Below are 15,297 nucleotides of genomic sequence, written 5' to 3'. Positions count from 1 at the left end.
CAATTACCTCAGTTTCAACGTAGCAAGGCCGATCAGTACGAGAATCACCGTGATGATCCAGAAGCGGACAATCACGCGCGGCTCGGGCCAGCCCTTGAGTTCGAAGTGGTGGTGGATCGGTGCCATACGGAAGACGCGACGGCCGGTCAATTTGAAGGAGGCAACCTGAATGACGACTGAAAGGGTCTCCATCACGAACACGCCACCCATGATGAACAGAACGATCTCCTGACGAACGATGACTGCTATGGTGCCAAGGGCTGCGCCCAGCGCCAGCGCGCCGACGTCGCCCATGAACACCTGCGCGGGGTAGGTGTTAAACCAGAGAAAGCCCAGCCCGGCACCGATCAGCGCACCGCAGAACACGATCAGCTCGCCCGCGCCAGGCACATAAGGGATAAGCAGGTATTCGGCGAATTTCACGTTACCGGACAGGTAGCAGAAGATCCCCAACGCCCCGCCGACCATGACGGTGGGCATGATTGCCAGACCGTCCAGGCCATCGGTCAGGTTGACGGCATTACTGGAGCCCACAATCACGAAGTAAGTCAGGACTACGAAACCAATGCCCAGCGGGATGCTGAAATCCTTGAGCATCGGGATCAGCAACGTGGTTTCAACCGGCGATTGCGCAGTCACATAAAGGAAGATCGCGGCCCCCAGGCCGAACACCGACTGCCAGAAATACTTCCAGCGACTGGGCAGGCCTTTCGAATTTTTCTCGATGACCTTGCGGTAATCATCGACCCAGCCGATGGCGCCGAACAGCAACGTGACGATCAGCACCACCCACACGTAGCGGTTGGAGAGGTCGGCCCACAACAGCGTGGCAATGCCGATGGCGGACAAAATCAGTGCGCCACCCATGGTTGGGGTGCCGGATTTGGACAGGTGGGATTGCGGACCGTCGTTACGGACCGATTGGCCGATCTGTTTGCTCTGCAGGGCGCGGATCATCCACGGACCAAGGCAAAGCGAGAGCGACAGTGCAGTGAGCACGCCAAGAATTCCGCGCAGGGTCAGGTACTGGAAGACCGCGAAGCCTTTGTAGAACTGTTGCAGATACTCGGCCAGCAGCAGCAGCATTAATGTTTCTCCGCCTTCAAGGGGTAAGTCTGGGGTCCGCACAGCGCCGCCACGATGTTTTCCATCGCCGCACTGCGAGAGCCCTTGATCAATAGGGTTGTGTTTTTATCTTGCTCGGCGCCGAGGGCCTCGATCAGGTCAGCCTGGCTTGCGAAATGGCGCGCAGCCTGCCCGAAAGCACTGACCGCGTGGGCCATAAGCGGACCAACGGCATACAACGCGTCAACTTTACCGACAGCGTAAGCGCCGACATCGCGATGCCCCTGTTCGGCCCAGTCGCCCAGCTCACCGATGTCACCGAGCACCAGAATCCTGCGCCCGGCAAAACCGGCAAGAATGTCGGTGGCCGCCGCGACCGAGGTCGGGTTGGCGTTATAGGTGTCGTCGATCACGCGCATGCCGTTGTTCGCCAGTTGCGCGACAGTGCGGCCCTTGACCGGTTGCACGCTGTTGAGTCCAGTGATGATGCCTGGCAGCGAAACGTCCAAGGCATGAGCGGCAGCGGCGGCCGCCAACGCATTGGACACGTTATGTGCACCCAGCAGATTCAGCTGCACCTGCGCCGAGCCGTTCGGGCTGTGCAGGGTGAACGCCGGACAGCCACGGGCGTCGATGCCCAGATCACTGGCATACAGGTCTGCTTCGCGATGCTGGGTAGAAAAGCTCAACACCTTGCGCGCGCCCGCACGGGCTACCCAGATGTCGAATGCCTTGTCGTCACGGTTCAATACCGCAGTGCCGTGACTGTCGAGCCCCTCGATGATCTCGCCCTTGGCTTCGACAATCTTTTCAGGACCGCCGAATTCACCCACATGCGCAGTCCCGGCGTTGGTCAGCACCGCGACGTGGGGCTTGGTCAAGCTGACGGTGAAGGCAATTTCACCGATGCGCGAGGCGCCCAGCTCGATCACCGCAGCGTCGAACTCCGGCGCCAACTCCAGCAGGGTCAGTGGTACGCCCAGTTCATTATTCAGGTTGCCACGAGTCGCCAGCACCGGACCTCGGGTACGCAGGATGCTCGCGAGCATCTCCTTTACCGTAGTCTTGCCGCTTGAACCGGTGATTGCGGCCACAGGTTTATCGATGAACGCGTTGCGATTCATCGCCCCCAACTGCGCCAGCGCCTTGCGGGTGTCGCCAACGATGAGTTGTGGCAAACCACTGCCTGGAATCTCACGTTCGACCAATGCGCCGACAGCACCTTTGGCAGCGACCTGATCAAGGTAATCGTGGCCGTCGAAATTCGGACCGGTCAGCGCCACGAACAGCTGCCCTGGATCGATGATGCGGCTGTCGATGCTGACGCCATCAAAGCGTGCATCACCGCCAACCCGACGTGCGTCGAGCGGCATCAGCAGTTCGCTGAACGAAAGTGGCTTAAGCATGCGCAGCCTCCCATTCGTTCAATGCTGCAGCGGCTTGTTCAAGATCGGAAAACGCGTGGCGCTGGCCATCGATTTCCTGGTAATCCTCATGGCCCTTGCCTGCCAGTACGATCACGTCGGCGGCCTGGGCCCGGGCGATGATTTGCGCGATGGCTCGAGCACGACCGGCCACGAACTCAACGTTATCTGCAGCAGTAAAACCGGCACGAATATCATCGAAAATACGCGCAGGATCTTCGCTGCGCGGGTTGTCATCGGTGACCAGTACCTTGTCGGCCAGGCGCTCGACGACTTCGGCCATCAAAGGACGCTTGCCGCGGTCGCGATCACCGCCGCAACCGAACAGACAAGTCAGTTGACCTTTTGCGTGCGGACGCAGGGCGGCGAGGACTTTTTCCAGTGCATCCGGGGTATGGGCGTAATCGACCACCACCAGTGGACGCGCGCCGCCGCCCAAGCGCTGCATGCGGCCGACCGGGCCTTCGAGGGCTGGCAGCACTTTTAGGATGTCGTCCAGCGGATAATCCAGGCCCAGCAAGGCCCCGACAGCGGCAAGCACGTTGCTTAGGTTGAAGTGGCCCAGCAGACCGCTGCGCAGGACGTGGTCGCCCTGTGGCGTCACCAGTGTGGCGCGCACACCGTCGTCGTCGAACTGCGCATCGCGGCAGAACAGATAGGCAGCGCTGTCTTCCAGGCTGTAGGTGATCAAACGAGAGGGATGGGGTTTGGCGGCCAGCTGGCGACCGAATTCGTCGTCGAGGTTGATCACGCGGCAACTCAGGTCATCCCACGCGAACAGTTTGGCCTTGGCCGCGCCATACGCTTGCATCGTGCCGTGGTAATCCAAGTGGTCCCGAGACAGGTTCGTCAACACCGCCACATCGAACGCCAGCGCCGTGACACGACCTTGATCCAGGCCATGAGACGAGACCTCCATCGCAATCGCTTTGGCCCCGGCTTTTTTCAGGTCGTAGAGGGTCGACTGCACCGAAATTGGATCGGGGGTGGTGTGAATTCCGCTTTTCAATTCGCTGTAGAAGCCGGTGCCCAGCGTGCCGATCAGACCGCAGCGCTGACCCAGTTTGTCGAGCGCTTGCGCGATCAGCTGGGTGACGCTGGTCTTGCCGTTGGTGCCTGTGACGCCCACCAGATTCATGATGCGGCTCGGATCGCCATAAAAACGTCCGGCGATATCCGACAACTGCGCCGCCAGACCCTTGACCGGAATCATCGGGATGTCGGTGATCGGCAGCACCTTCGCGCCTTCGACTTCATAGGCCACGGCGGCTGCACCGTGAGCAATGGCATCGGTAATGTGATCGCGACCGTCGACTTTCAAACCTGGAATCGCCAGGAACAGATCGCCAGGACGCACCTTACGGCTGTCCAGCGTCAATTCCCGAATCAACAGGTCCCGGTCGCTCTGGGCAAAAATCTTGCTCAAGTTGAAAGACATCAGCCACGTCCTCCCTTGACTGGAACGACCGGCGGTGCGGCATTGGCCTGCTGTTCAGGCGCAACAGGCGCGAGGTTGTCCGGGCGCACATTCATCAAGCGCAATGTGCCTGACATCACTTTGCTGAATACCGGCGCAGACACCAAACCACCGAAGTAGCCGCCTTTGCTCGGCTCGTCGATCACAACCACAATGGCATAGCGCGGATTGCTCATCGGGCCGAACCCGGCGAACAGCGACCGATAGGAGTTCTCGGCGTAGCCTTTGGTACCCACCGAAGTTTTACGCGCAGTACCCGACTTGCCAGCTACGTGATACGACGGCACTCGCGCACGGTAAACGCCGCGCGGATCTTCGATAACTTGCTGGAGCATGCCTTGCAGGGTTTTGGCAGTCGCCTCCGGGATGGCCTGGACCGAATCCGTTGGCTTGTCGGTTTTCAGAATGGTCAGCGGGACAATCTTGCCGTTGTTGGCCAGTGCCGAATAGGCGTGCACCAATTGCAGCGCCGTTACCGACAGACCGTAGCCGTAGGAAAGGGTCGCGGTTTCTGCCTTGCGCCACTCACGATAGTTCGGCAGGTTGCCTACGCGCTCGCCGGGGAAGCCGAGGCCCGTGTATTGGCCCAGACCCACGCGCTGCATGGCGTGGAAGATCGCTTCGCCGCCGACATCGAACGCGACCTTACTCATGCCGACGTTACTGGAGTTGATCAGGATACCGGTCAGGTCGAGAATCGGGCCTTCGGTCTTGGTCACGTCGCGGATGGTGTATTTGCCGATCTGCAGCGTGCCCGGGTACACCTCAACCTTGTCACTGGGCTTCCAGCGACCACTGTCGAGGGCGGCTGTCATGGAGATCGGTTTCATGGTCGAGCCCGGCTCGAACACGTCGATGATCGCCCGGTTACGCATCGCGGCCGGAACCATGGTGCGGCGGTTGTTCGGGTTATAGGTGGGCTGGTTGACCATCGCCAGCACTTCGCCAGTCTTCACGTCCATGATCACCAGGCTGCCGGCCTTGGCGTCGTTTTCCTGAATCGCGTTGCGCAACTCGCGGGTCGCCAGGTATTGCAGGCGCAGATCAATAGACAAAGCCAGGGTTTTCCCGGCCTTGGCATTCTTCTTCACTTGCAGGTCCTTGATGAGCCTGCCGCGCCGATCCTTGATCACTTGCCTTCTGCCGGGCACACCCGCGAGCCAGTCGTCGTAAGCGAGTTCGACCCCTTCGCGGCCATGATCGTCGAGGTCGGTAAAACCGACCATGTGGGCGGTCACGTCGCCGGCCGGATAGAAACGGCGGAACTCTTCCTTCCCGTAAACGCCCGGCACCTTAAGATCTAGGACCGACTGGCCTTGTTCCGGGGTCAGGCCACGAACCAGATAGATAAACTCCTTGCTGGCCTGCTCGTTCAAGCGGTCGGTCAGGGCCTTCGGATCCTGACCCAACGCCTGCGCCAGTTGCGACCACTTGCTCTTGTCCGCCTGCATTTCGGAAGGGTTGGCCCAGATAGTGGTGACCGGCGTACTGACAGCCAAAGGCTCACCGTTGCGGTCAGTGATAAGACCACGGTGCGCGGGAATGGAAACGTTACGCAGGCTGCGTGCGTCCCCCTGCTCGATCAGGAAGCGATGATCGATGACCTGCAAGTCGACGATGCGGTAGGCAATCGCCGCCACCAAGACAGACAGCAGGCCGACCACGACGCGGAATCGCCAAGGGTACAGTGCGCCTTCAAGCTTCATCATGGCGACACCATCCGGATATCGGCGGCGTTCGGGATACGCATTTTCAATTGATCGGTCGCCAGCGCTTCGATGCGGCTGTGGGCAGTCCAGGTGCTTTGCTCAAGGATCAGGCGGCCCCACTCGGCTTGCGCCTTGTCGCGCACGCTGAGTTCGGCGTACAGCGAGTTGAGCAGTTGACGGTTCCAGTGCGCACTATAGGAAACGGCGATTGCCGAAACGAGAACGGCAATAAACAGCAGCAGCATGAAGAAGCTGCCGCCCGGCAACGGCTTGAAGAAACCGCGGCTCACCGTAGCTTCTCCGCAACACGCATGACTGCACTGCGCGAACGAGGGTTGGCGCGGGTTTCTGCGTCTGAAGCAAACTGGGCTTTGCCGATCAGCTTGATGGTCGGCTCGAAGGCTTTATGGCGAATAGGCAAGTTGCGCGGCATGTTGTCTGCCTCACCCTTGACCAATTTGCGCATGAACAATTTAACGATGCGATCTTCCAACGAATGGAAGCTGATGACCGCCAGACGACCGCCCACTTCCAGTGTTTCAAGCGCGGCCTCGAGGCCGGCTTCCAGGTCGCCGAGCTCGTTGTTAACGTGAATGCGCAAACCCTGGAACGCACGGGTCGCCGGGTTCTTGCCCTTTTCCCATGCGGGGTTGGCGACTTTCAATACTTCGGCCAGATCGGCAGTGCGTTTAAAGAGTTGCGTTTCACGGCGGGTAACGACAGCACCTGCCATGCGCTTGGCGAAACGCTCTTCGCCGTATTCCTTGAAGACGCGGGCAATCTCCTCGACAGTTGCGCTATTGACGAAATCGGCAGCACTGATCCCGCGAGAAGGGTCCATGCGCATGTCCAGCGGGCCATCGTTCATGAAACTGAAGCCACGCTCAGGGTCGTCCAATTGCGGCGACGAAACGCCAAGATCAAGCAGGATGCCGGTGACTTTTCCCGCGATGCCGCGTTCCAGAGCCTCGGCGCCCATTTCGGCAAAACTGCGCTGCACAATGACAAAGCGGCCGTCTTCGGCCGCCAGCGCTTGCCCTGTGGCAATCGCTTGAGGATCTTTATCAAATCCGAGGAGCCGGCCATCAGGCCCCAGGTTTCGCAATATAAGACGGCTGTGCCCGCCCCGCCCGAATGTGCCGTCCACATAGCAGCCATCGGCGCGCACCGCGAGAGCCTCGACGGCTTCTTCGAGCAGTACGGTGATGTGGGTAAAGCCGCTAGTTGTAGTCACAGGATCAAATCACGCAGTTCATCAGGCATCGCGCCCGGTTTTTGAATGGCCGCAAGGTCCGCATCAGCAAGTGCGTTCCAGGCGTCCTCATCCCACAGTTGAAACTTGTTGAGCTGGCCTACCAGCATCACTCGCTTATCGAGCTTGGCGTACTCACGCAGACGAGGCGGCACCAAAAAACGCCCGCTGCCGTCAAGCTCCAGATCAACCGCATTGCCGATCAAGAGTCGTTGCAGACGACGGTTTTCCTCACGAAATGTGGCCAGCTCACGTAATTTGGCTTCGATCACTTCCCATTCCGGGAGTGGATAAATGCATAAGCAGGGGTCGACAGTGTCAATGGTCACAATCATTTGGCCGGAGCTACGCGAATCCAACTCGTCACGGTACCGGCTCGGCATAGCGAGACGGCCCTTTGCGTCGAGATTGATTGCATTTGCACCACGGAACACAGGCGCTTTCTCCGAATATTATCTTTTTGCGGTAAAAAAACCCACTTCACGCCACTTTCCACCACTTGCGCACACTATAGGAATGCGCCCACCACACCGTCAAGGCGACTTCTCACGGAAAACCCTTACAGGACGGAGATTTACGACGGGTGATAGAGGAGTTTTGGAGAATTTCGGAGCGTTCTTACAGATAAATCCGAGAAAACTCAAAAAGATGAGGGCCGGAGTTAAAGTGATTTATGAGGTTTAAGATTTTTTTGGCATTACGAGGAGGAAGAAACGGTACAAACGAGGGGAGAAAATGAGGTGGAGAGTCGATCTGTAAGCCGGGTTCTGTCGAGGACAGTCATTCCTCTACGATGGCCATCACTGGACATCTTTAGCAACCTACCCGGTTCCAGCGCGGGCCACGCCTAGGAACCCTATTTGGTCTTGCTCCGAGTGGGGTTTGCCTAGCCACGAACTGTTGCCAGACGTGCGGTGCGCTCTTACCGCACCTTTTCACCCTTACCGGCACCGAAATGCTTAGGCGGTTATTTTCTGTGGCACTTTCCGTAGGCTCGCGCCTCCCAGGCGTTACCTGGCACTCTGCCCTATGGAGCCCGGACTTTCCTCCCCCCCTCATTGCGGAACAATGAGAGGCAGCGACTGTCCAATCGACTCTCCGCCGCCAAGGTTAATGCCAGGGCGACCCAAGAACAAGCTTTAATAAGTCCTTGCTCATTTATAACGCGGACATACGCACAGCACTCACTGAGTTTTTTGTTTATCCAGTGCCACCTGATACAGCAAATTCTTGCGCACTCCGGTGATTTCAGCCGCCAGTGCCGCTGCGCGTTTAAGCGGCATTTCCTGCAGCAGCAGATCCAGCACACGCCGTGCTTCAACACCAATCGCATCCTCGCCTTCGGGCTCGCTCCAGCCTGCAACCAGCACCACGCATTCTCCGCGTTGCTGATTACTGTCGCTTTCGACGAAAGCGCGCAATTCTCCCAATGGCAGACCCTTTAGCGTTTCGAAAGTTTTGGTCAATTCCCGACCCAGCACGGCAGGACGATCAGCACCGAAGATATCCTCCAGGTCCTGCAGGCATTCGAGGATGCGGTGTGGGGCTTCGTAAAAAATCAGCGTACGCGGCTCCTCCTTGAGCAGATCCAGACGCGCCTTGCGTCCTACCGACTTGGCCGGAAGAAAACCTTCGAAGATGAAACGGTCGGAAGGTAACCCCGCCGCGCAAAGCGCCGCTATCAATGCACAGGCACCTGGAACCGGAACGACCTGAATCCCCGCTGCCCGCGCCTGCCGCACAAGGTGATAACCGGGGTCGGAAATCAGCGGAGTACCGGCATCGGAAATGAGTGCAACATCATCGCCAGCCTGCAAACGCGTGATGAAGCGGCTCCCCTCTTCACGTTCATTGTGCTCGTGGCAAGCGGCCAGCGGAGTCGTGATACCGAAGTGTTGCATTAACCGAAGTGAATGCCGGGTATCTTCCGCGGCAATCAGCGACACATCACGCAGTACCTTCAAAGCACGCACACTCATGTCATCCAGGTTGCCGATCGGCGTGGCCACCACATAAAGCGAGCCTGTAGTGGAATTCAAAGCACCCGGAGCAGTCAAAGCGCACACCTCATGTTCGATTAAAGCCTGCATTGTACAGGTTAAGCCGAGGCAAACAGGGAGATTGAGAATTGGACCGACACACACGCACGTACATCCAGGCAATCGCCCCTAGCCGAGGCAAGGCGCCGAGCGAGACGCTCGCGGGCGCTTCAAGACGATCTTTATCACTGTCCTAACGCCTACAACATCGCGCCCCGGCCAGTGCTTGGGTACAATTCCACGCTAATTTGCTCAAGTATCAGGAACATAGACATGATCGCTTGCCTGCGGCTGTTATCTGCCCTCTGCCTGGCTGCCTTACTGGCCGCTTGTGCCGGTTCGCCCTCCTCCAGCCTTGGCGAACTGCCACGCACACCCGACGCCAGCATCGAGCAGTTGCTCGAGCAAGCCACCGCTGCCAAGACGCCCGACCAGGCTGCACTGCTGCGACTGACAGCCGCGGACCTGGCCGCACGCCAGAACAACCCCGGGCGTGCGGCCAGCATTCTCGAGCAGGTCCAGATGGATCAGCTCAAGACAGATAAGCAGATCTACGCCAATACTCTGGCCGCCGAATTGGCATTGGGTCGCAGTCAGCCAAAGGCAGCATTGACTGCACTCAACCATCCAAGCATGCAACATCTAGGCGAAATGCCGGTGGATCTGCAGACCCGCACCCACACCGTCCGCGCCCGCGCCCTGGAAGCCGACGGCCAGACGCTCGCCGCAGCCAGCGAACGCGTGTTCATGGGGCCGTTGCTGCAGGGCGATGCCCTGAACGCCAATAATGATGCGATCTGGGCGCTGGTCGCCGCCCTGTCCCCTGAACAATTGCAAAGCTCGGCCAACGACGACATGGGTGGCTGGCTGAGCCTTGCCCGCGCGGTAAAAGGCGCTGGCACCCTTGAACAGCAACAGGCCGCGATCGACAACTGGAAAGCGCAAAACCCGCAACACCCGGCAGCGCGCCAGTTGCCGACGACCCTGACGCAACTGCGCGAACTGAAGAGCGAGCCGCTGACCAAGATCGCCTTGCTACTACCACAGGAAGGCCCGTTGGCCTCGGTTTCTCGAGCGTTGCGTGACGGCTTCATGGCCGCACACTATCAAGCGCAGCAGGCAGGCCAGAACCCGCCCAGCATCGAAGTGTTCGACAGCTCCCGCGTGACGTCCATGGACGCCTTCTATGCCCAGGCCAAAGCGGCTGGCGTGCAGTTGGTCGTCGGTCCTCTGGAAAAACCGCTGGTCAAGCAGTTAAGCACCCATCAGCAATTGCCGATTACTACATTGGCCCTGAACTACAGTGACTCCACCACTCAAGGTCCGGCTGAGCTGTTCCAGTTCGGCTTGGCCGCAGAAGATGAAGCCCGCGAAGTTGCACGTCGCGCCTGGGCCGATGGCAAGCGCAGTGCCGTGGCCATGGTGCCGAAAGGCGAATGGGGCGATCGTGTGCTCGAGGCTTTCCGTCAGAGCTGGCAAGCCAAGGGCGGCACCTTCCTGGGTGTCGAGCGCATCGACCAACCCGTTGCACTGGCCCAGCAAGTGGCCGATCTTTTCCAGCTGCGTAACAGCGAAGGTCGTGCCCAGCGCCTGCAAAGCACCACCGGCGCACAAATGGCTGCCCAGCCAAGCCGTCGTCAGGACATTGACTTCATGTTCCTGGCCGCTACGCCGCAGCAGGCTCAACAGATCAAGCCGACCATGGTCTTCCAGTACGCCGGTGACGTTCCGGTCTATGCCACTTCGCACCTGTTCACCAACAGCAACGATCAAGCGATGTACAACGACCTGAGCGGCGTGCGCTTCTGCGAAACCCCTTGGCTGCTTAACGCTACCGACCCACTTCGCCAACAGGTCACCGCTCAATGGCCACAGGCATCGGGCAGCCTGGGCCGCTTGTACGCCATGGGCATCGATGCCTATCGCCTGGCGCCTCGCCTGAGCCAACTGAAAACGCTTCCGGACAGCCGCATCGACGGTCTTTCCGGCAGCCTGGCGATCGGCCAGGGCCAGCGCATCGAGCGCCAGCTGCCTTGGGCGCAGTTCGTCGACGGCAAGGTTCAGCGCCTGCCGGACACCGCTCCTTGAGCACAAGCAATACGCGACAAACCGCAGGGCGCGACGCTGAAGCCTATGCCCTGCGGTACTTGCTGCAACAAGGTTTACAACTCATCACACAGAATTGGTCATGCAAACGCGGCGAGCTTGATCTGGTCATGCTCGACGGCGATACAGTAGTATTCGTCGAAGTTCGCTATCGACGCCACGCCGGATGGGGTGGCGCGCTGGAAAGCGTCGATTTTCGCAAGCAGGCAAAGCTCACCCTGGCCGCACAATGGTTTCTGCAAAACGAATCGAAATGGGCGGATTCTCCCTGCCGCTTCGATGTCGTGGCAATCAATGGCGATCCGGGCAAGGCGCCTGCGCTGAACTGGCTGCAGAACGCGTTCGACAGCTGATCAAATCGCAAGTCTCTGCCAAGACGCTCGCCGGAATACCTGAACCCACACTGTTTTTTTGCTCTTTGCTTTGCGGGCTGCACAGTTTTGTGCCGGGAAGCCGACGACCTTATCAATACGTCGCCCGACCAGCCGCCCCTATTAAGGTTTTCATAGATGGACATGCAATCCCGAATTCGCCAGCTTTTTCAGGCCAGCATCGATACCAAGCAGCAGGCGATGGACGTTCTTGCACCCTACATCGAGCAAGCCAGCCAAGTGATGGTCAACGCCCTGCTCAACGAAGGCAAGATGCTTGCGTGTGGTAACGGCGGGTCAGCCGGCGACGCACAACACTTTTCGTCGGAGCTGCTCAACCGTTTCGAGCGTGAGCGACCGAGCTTGCCAGCCATCGCACTGACGACCGACACCTCGACCATCACCTCGATCGCCAACGACTACAGCTACAACGAAATCTTTTCCAAACAGATCCGCGCCCTTGGCCAGCCTGGCGATGTGTTGCTGGCAATTTCCACCAGTGGCAATTCCGCCAACATCATCCAAGCCATTCAGGCTGCCCATGACCGCGAAATGATCGTCGTGGCGCTGACCGGTCGCGACGGCGGTGACATGGCTTCGCTGTTGCTGCCGGAGGACGTCGAAATCCGGGTGCCGGCCAAGGTCACTGCACGTATTCAGGAAGTCCACCTGCTGTCGATCCACTGCCTTTGCGACTTGATCGACAGCCAATTGTTCGGGAGTGAAGAATGATATCCAAACGTCTCAGCCTGCTGGCCCTGACGCTCTGCCTGGGCGTCAGCGGATGCAGCTCGGTGATCAACGCCAGCCGCGAAGCACCCATTGATGACGATCGCGGTACGCGCACTTTCGGTAGCAAGATCGATGACTCACTGATCGAAACCAAGGTCGCGGTCAATGTCGCCAAGGCCAGCCCTGACCTGGACAAAGCCTCGCACATCGTTGTAACCAGCTTCAACGGGGTAGTGTTACTTGCCGGTCAAACCCCGCGCGCCGACCTCAAACAGCTGGCCGAGCAGACTGCGAGCCAGGTGCAGAAGGTCAAGAAGGTCAACAACGAGCTGCAGGTCATTGAGCCCTCCTCCCTGCTGGCCCGTAGCAACGACGCCTGGCTGACCAGCAAGATTAAGACCGAGATGCTGACCGACAGCGCTATCCCGGGCTCGCGGATCAAGGTCGTGACCGAGAACGGCATCGTCTACCTGCTCGGCCTGCTGACCCAGGCAGAAGCCAACCGTGCGACCAATCTGGTTCAAGGCGTGGCAGGCGTGCAAAAGATCGTGAAGCTTTTTGAGTACATCGACTGACACCGTGCTGCCGGGGATCCGGCGGTGGCGATTGAACACGCTGCCGCCGAGAAGAAGGACTGCTACAAAGATTTGCGGGCGAGCGGCGGTAAATCCAGGTATGAACGTCAGAATCGCTGTTGTTGAGCGACTGAAACCATTTCAAGAAACGCGACAACGCGCTCAACGCTCAAGAACGCGCGCACAGGCGCTGATCATCGGCAGATATCCCCCGCCGCATTTGCACGTACTGCGCCGATGGAACGCCTGCTGCTATTTTAGAACCCAGCAGACGCCCATATAACACTACAACCGGATCAGGCCCTGCCCTTGCGTCGCAGCAGCTTTAAGCCGTTCATTCTGAGCCGCGCTCAACAGCCTGTACGACTAATTGACCAACTCCTACATATGATCTGTGACCAGGACAGTGGGTAATGAAAAATTTCAAGATAGTTATAATAATTATTAAAAATACCCGCCAAAGCGCAGACCAGACGCTATAGAGTTTTAGGTAGGATCCCGGATCAAATATATAAGGACATTTCTGTGGCAAAACATATTTCATTACATCTTTTAACTTTACTGCTCTTGACCGGCTGCGAGGCGCAATCTCTTTCTCTCCCCACAAGCCAAAAGCTCTCGCCTGATAAAGTCGCACAGATTGCGGCGAACATTGAGCAGAAATACCCGAAACTCTCTGCCGAGCTTCGCGGCAAAGTGCTCCACACCGTCGTGCGGTCGCTGGACAATATGGTATTTGTCGAAGGCGGCGAATTCCAGATGGGGGATTTTGGTTGGCCGTATGACGATGACCCCGCCAATATGTGCGACTGGCCATGCGGGGTAGAGCCTGAGCGAATGGGTAGAATCAGCATGCGCGCCGATGATGACTTCGTTCATCCCGTTAAGCTGAGCAGCTACTCTCTATCAAAATACCAGACGATGCTGGGGGATTTTGACGTGTTCTTTATTGCTCAAGGCAAACCGTTGTTTGACGCGGAAGATCGTAAGCGAGAAGATCTGCACGAAAAGTTCTATGCACCTAAGCTGCCTGCGCCCACCCAAAGCTGGCAAGAAGCTAAAGATTACTGTGGTTGGTTGGGAGAGTTAAGTGGCTATGCGGTGAATCTGCCCACAGAAGCCCAATGGGAGTATGCAGCGCGTAACCGGGGTCAATACGTAGCCTACTCTACCGACAATGGAAGCCTCAACTATGGTCGCAACTTCGGAGGCCCGGGTCGCAGTACACGCCTGACCTTTGCCGTCGACAGTTATGTTCCTAGCCCCCTGGGGTTTTACAACTTGTCAGGGAATGCCACCGACTGGGTCAACGATTGGTACGATAAAGATTATTATCGCTATTCACCGGTCGAAAATCCCACCGGCCCCCAGACAGGTACACATCGTGTGCTTAGAGGCTCGAATTATCCAGAAGGCCCCTTGCTCAGCGCAAGTACTGTACGGCGCTGGCCAGAGGTACCGATAAGAAAAGGACATATTCCAGGCTTTAGCTTCCGCTGTGCCGTTCAATCCCATCAGCCGTTATAGAGCCGAAATATTAAGGGCACCAGCACAATGCCCTCATTATTTGATCAATGTTTAGACCAACCCCTCAAACAAGCCACTGCGCTGCGCGGCCACCAGCACCCTCTCCTTGCGCCACGCATTGCTGGGGGTCTAAGCGAATCAGCGCTCCTATGTTGAATATAGCAAGGTTTTCAATTTAACGATTGAATACATCTTGCTCATGACCGCTCAACATGGTGCGTGCCGAACGGAAATAATGTTATCAAAATATGTCCCCCACATCGGTCGCTCGAAACAGCAGTTATAGGCCTCACATAACAGCGTTAGTATCTAGCTTTCCTGAATTTTCGGAATCATTCTTCTGGACATACGAGCTATGGCAACCACCAAGTGTTAGAATGCTACCTTCAGATTACATCTATAAGGACATTCAATGAATAGACATATTCCATTACATATTTTAACTTTACTTCTCTTGACCGGCTGCGAGGCGCAATCTCTTTCTCTCCCCACAAGCCAAAAGCTCTCGCCTGATAAAGTCGCACAGATTGCGGCGACCATTGAGCAGAAATACCCGAAACTCTCGTCCGAGCTTCGCGGCAAAGTGCTCCATACCGTCGTGCGGTCGCTGGACAATATGGTATTTGTCGAAGGCGGCGAATTCCAGATGGGGGATTTTGGTTGGCCGTATGACGATGACCCCGCCAACATGTGCGACTGGCCATGCGGGGTTGAGCATGAACGCATGGGTAGAATTAGCATGGACGGTGATGATGACTTCGTTCATCCCGTTAAGCTGAGCAGCTACTCTCTATCAAAATACCAGACGATGCTGGGAGATTTTGATGTGTTCTTTATTGCTGAAGGCAAACCGCTGTTCTATGCGGAAATTCGCGATCGAGAAGATCTGCAAGAAAAATTCTTTTCACCCAAGTTGCCTGCACCAGCTAAAGGCTGGCAAGAAGCCAAGGACTACTGCAGTTGGCTGGGGGAGCTAAGTGGCTATGCGGTGGATCTGCCCACAGAAGCCCAATGGGAGTA

Annotated in this window: 14 protein-coding genes and 1 other RNA gene; 6 read left to right on the top strand and 9 right to left on the bottom strand. The window is 57.7% G+C overall.

Features of this window, described 5'->3' with window-relative positions; translation table 11 throughout:
* Nucleotides 1-3 precede the first annotated feature (3 nt).
* From mraY to rsmI, 9 genes are all read right to left on the bottom strand, one after another.
* Nucleotides 4-1,086 (bottom strand): phospho-N-acetylmuramoyl-pentapeptide-transferase, encoded by a 1,083-nt coding sequence (gene mraY, locus B3I26_RS07335; protein ID WP_296256556.1) that lies wholly within the window; start codon nt 1,084-1,086, stop codon nt 4-6.
* Nucleotides 1,086-2,471, bottom strand: a complete 1,386-nt coding sequence (locus B3I26_RS07330; protein WP_296256555.1) for a UDP-N-acetylmuramoyl-tripeptide--D-alanyl-D-alanine ligase — start codon at nt 2,469-2,471, stop codon at nt 1,086-1,088. Before B3I26_RS07330 ends, mraY begins: the two co-directional genes overlap by 1 nt.
* Complete coding sequence (locus tag B3I26_RS07325) at nt 2,464-3,927, bottom strand: UDP-N-acetylmuramoyl-L-alanyl-D-glutamate--2,6-diaminopimelate ligase (RefSeq protein ID WP_296256553.1); 1,464 nt, start codon at nt 3,925-3,927, stop codon at nt 2,464-2,466. The genes B3I26_RS07330 and B3I26_RS07325 overlap by 8 nt, the downstream gene beginning before the upstream one ends.
* Complete coding sequence (locus tag B3I26_RS07320; protein WP_296256551.1) at nt 3,927-5,675, bottom strand: peptidoglycan D,D-transpeptidase FtsI family protein; 1,749 nt, start codon at nt 5,673-5,675, stop codon at nt 3,927-3,929. The genes B3I26_RS07325 and B3I26_RS07320 overlap by 1 nt, the downstream gene beginning before the upstream one ends.
* On the bottom strand, nt 5,672-5,965 hold the full coding sequence (gene ftsL / locus B3I26_RS07315) for a cell division protein FtsL (protein ID WP_110948514.1): 294 nt from the start codon (nt 5,963-5,965) through the stop codon (nt 5,672-5,674). Before ftsL ends, B3I26_RS07320 begins: the two co-directional genes overlap by 4 nt.
* On the bottom strand, nt 5,962-6,909 hold the full coding sequence (gene rsmH / locus B3I26_RS07310) for a 16S rRNA (cytosine(1402)-N(4))-methyltransferase RsmH (RefSeq protein ID WP_296256548.1): 948 nt from the start codon (nt 6,907-6,909) through the stop codon (nt 5,962-5,964). The genes ftsL and rsmH overlap by 4 nt, the downstream gene beginning before the upstream one ends.
* Nucleotides 6,906-7,361, bottom strand: coding sequence for a division/cell wall cluster transcriptional repressor MraZ (mraZ, locus tag B3I26_RS07305; RefSeq protein WP_296256547.1), 456 nt, complete (start codon nt 7,359-7,361; stop codon nt 6,906-6,908). Before mraZ ends, rsmH begins: the two co-directional genes overlap by 4 nt.
* A 306-nt stretch (nt 7,362-7,667) precedes the next feature.
* Nucleotides 7,668-8,025: RNase P RNA component class A (rnpB, locus tag B3I26_RS07300), an RNA gene on the bottom strand.
* Between the two features lie 86 nt (nt 8,026-8,111).
* Complete coding sequence (rsmI, locus tag B3I26_RS07295; RefSeq protein ID WP_296256546.1) at nt 8,112-9,017, bottom strand: 16S rRNA (cytidine(1402)-2'-O)-methyltransferase; 906 nt, start codon at nt 9,015-9,017, stop codon at nt 8,112-8,114.
* A 222-nt stretch (nt 9,018-9,239) separates the two neighbouring features.
* Between rsmI and B3I26_RS07290 the strand changes: the two genes are divergently transcribed.
* The 6 genes from B3I26_RS07290 to B3I26_RS07265 form a co-directional block, all read left to right on the top strand.
* Nucleotides 9,240-11,054, top strand: a complete 1,815-nt coding sequence (locus B3I26_RS07290) for a penicillin-binding protein activator (RefSeq protein WP_296256544.1) — start codon at nt 9,240-9,242, stop codon at nt 11,052-11,054.
* The gene (locus tag B3I26_RS07285) at nt 11,051-11,425 is read left to right on the top strand and encodes a YraN family protein (protein WP_296256542.1); all 375 of its coding nucleotides are present in this window, start codon (nt 11,051-11,053) and stop codon (nt 11,423-11,425) included. The genes B3I26_RS07290 and B3I26_RS07285 overlap by 4 nt, the downstream gene beginning before the upstream one ends.
* A 156-nt stretch (nt 11,426-11,581) precedes the next feature.
* Complete coding sequence (locus B3I26_RS07280) at nt 11,582-12,175, top strand: phosphoheptose isomerase (RefSeq protein WP_296256540.1); 594 nt, start codon at nt 11,582-11,584, stop codon at nt 12,173-12,175.
* The gene (locus tag B3I26_RS07275) at nt 12,172-12,750 is read left to right on the top strand and encodes a BON domain-containing protein (protein ID WP_296256538.1); all 579 of its coding nucleotides are present in this window, start codon (nt 12,172-12,174) and stop codon (nt 12,748-12,750) included. Before B3I26_RS07280 ends, B3I26_RS07275 begins: the two co-directional genes overlap by 4 nt.
* Nucleotides 12,751-13,275: 525 nt before the next feature.
* Nucleotides 13,276-14,277, top strand: coding sequence for a formylglycine-generating enzyme family protein (locus B3I26_RS07270; protein ID WP_296256535.1), 1,002 nt, complete (start codon nt 13,276-13,278; stop codon nt 14,275-14,277).
* 412 nt (nt 14,278-14,689) lie between these two features.
* On the top strand, nt 14,690-15,297 hold a 608-nt coding region (locus B3I26_RS07265), incomplete at its 3' end, for a formylglycine-generating enzyme family protein (RefSeq protein ID WP_296256533.1).

The sequence above is a fragment of the Pseudomonas sp. UBA5706 genome, from assembly GCF_002419965.1.
GTDB lineage: Bacteria > Pseudomonadota > Gammaproteobacteria > Pseudomonadales > Pseudomonadaceae > Aquipseudomonas.
This window is presented reverse-complemented; position numbering and strand designations above follow the sequence as displayed.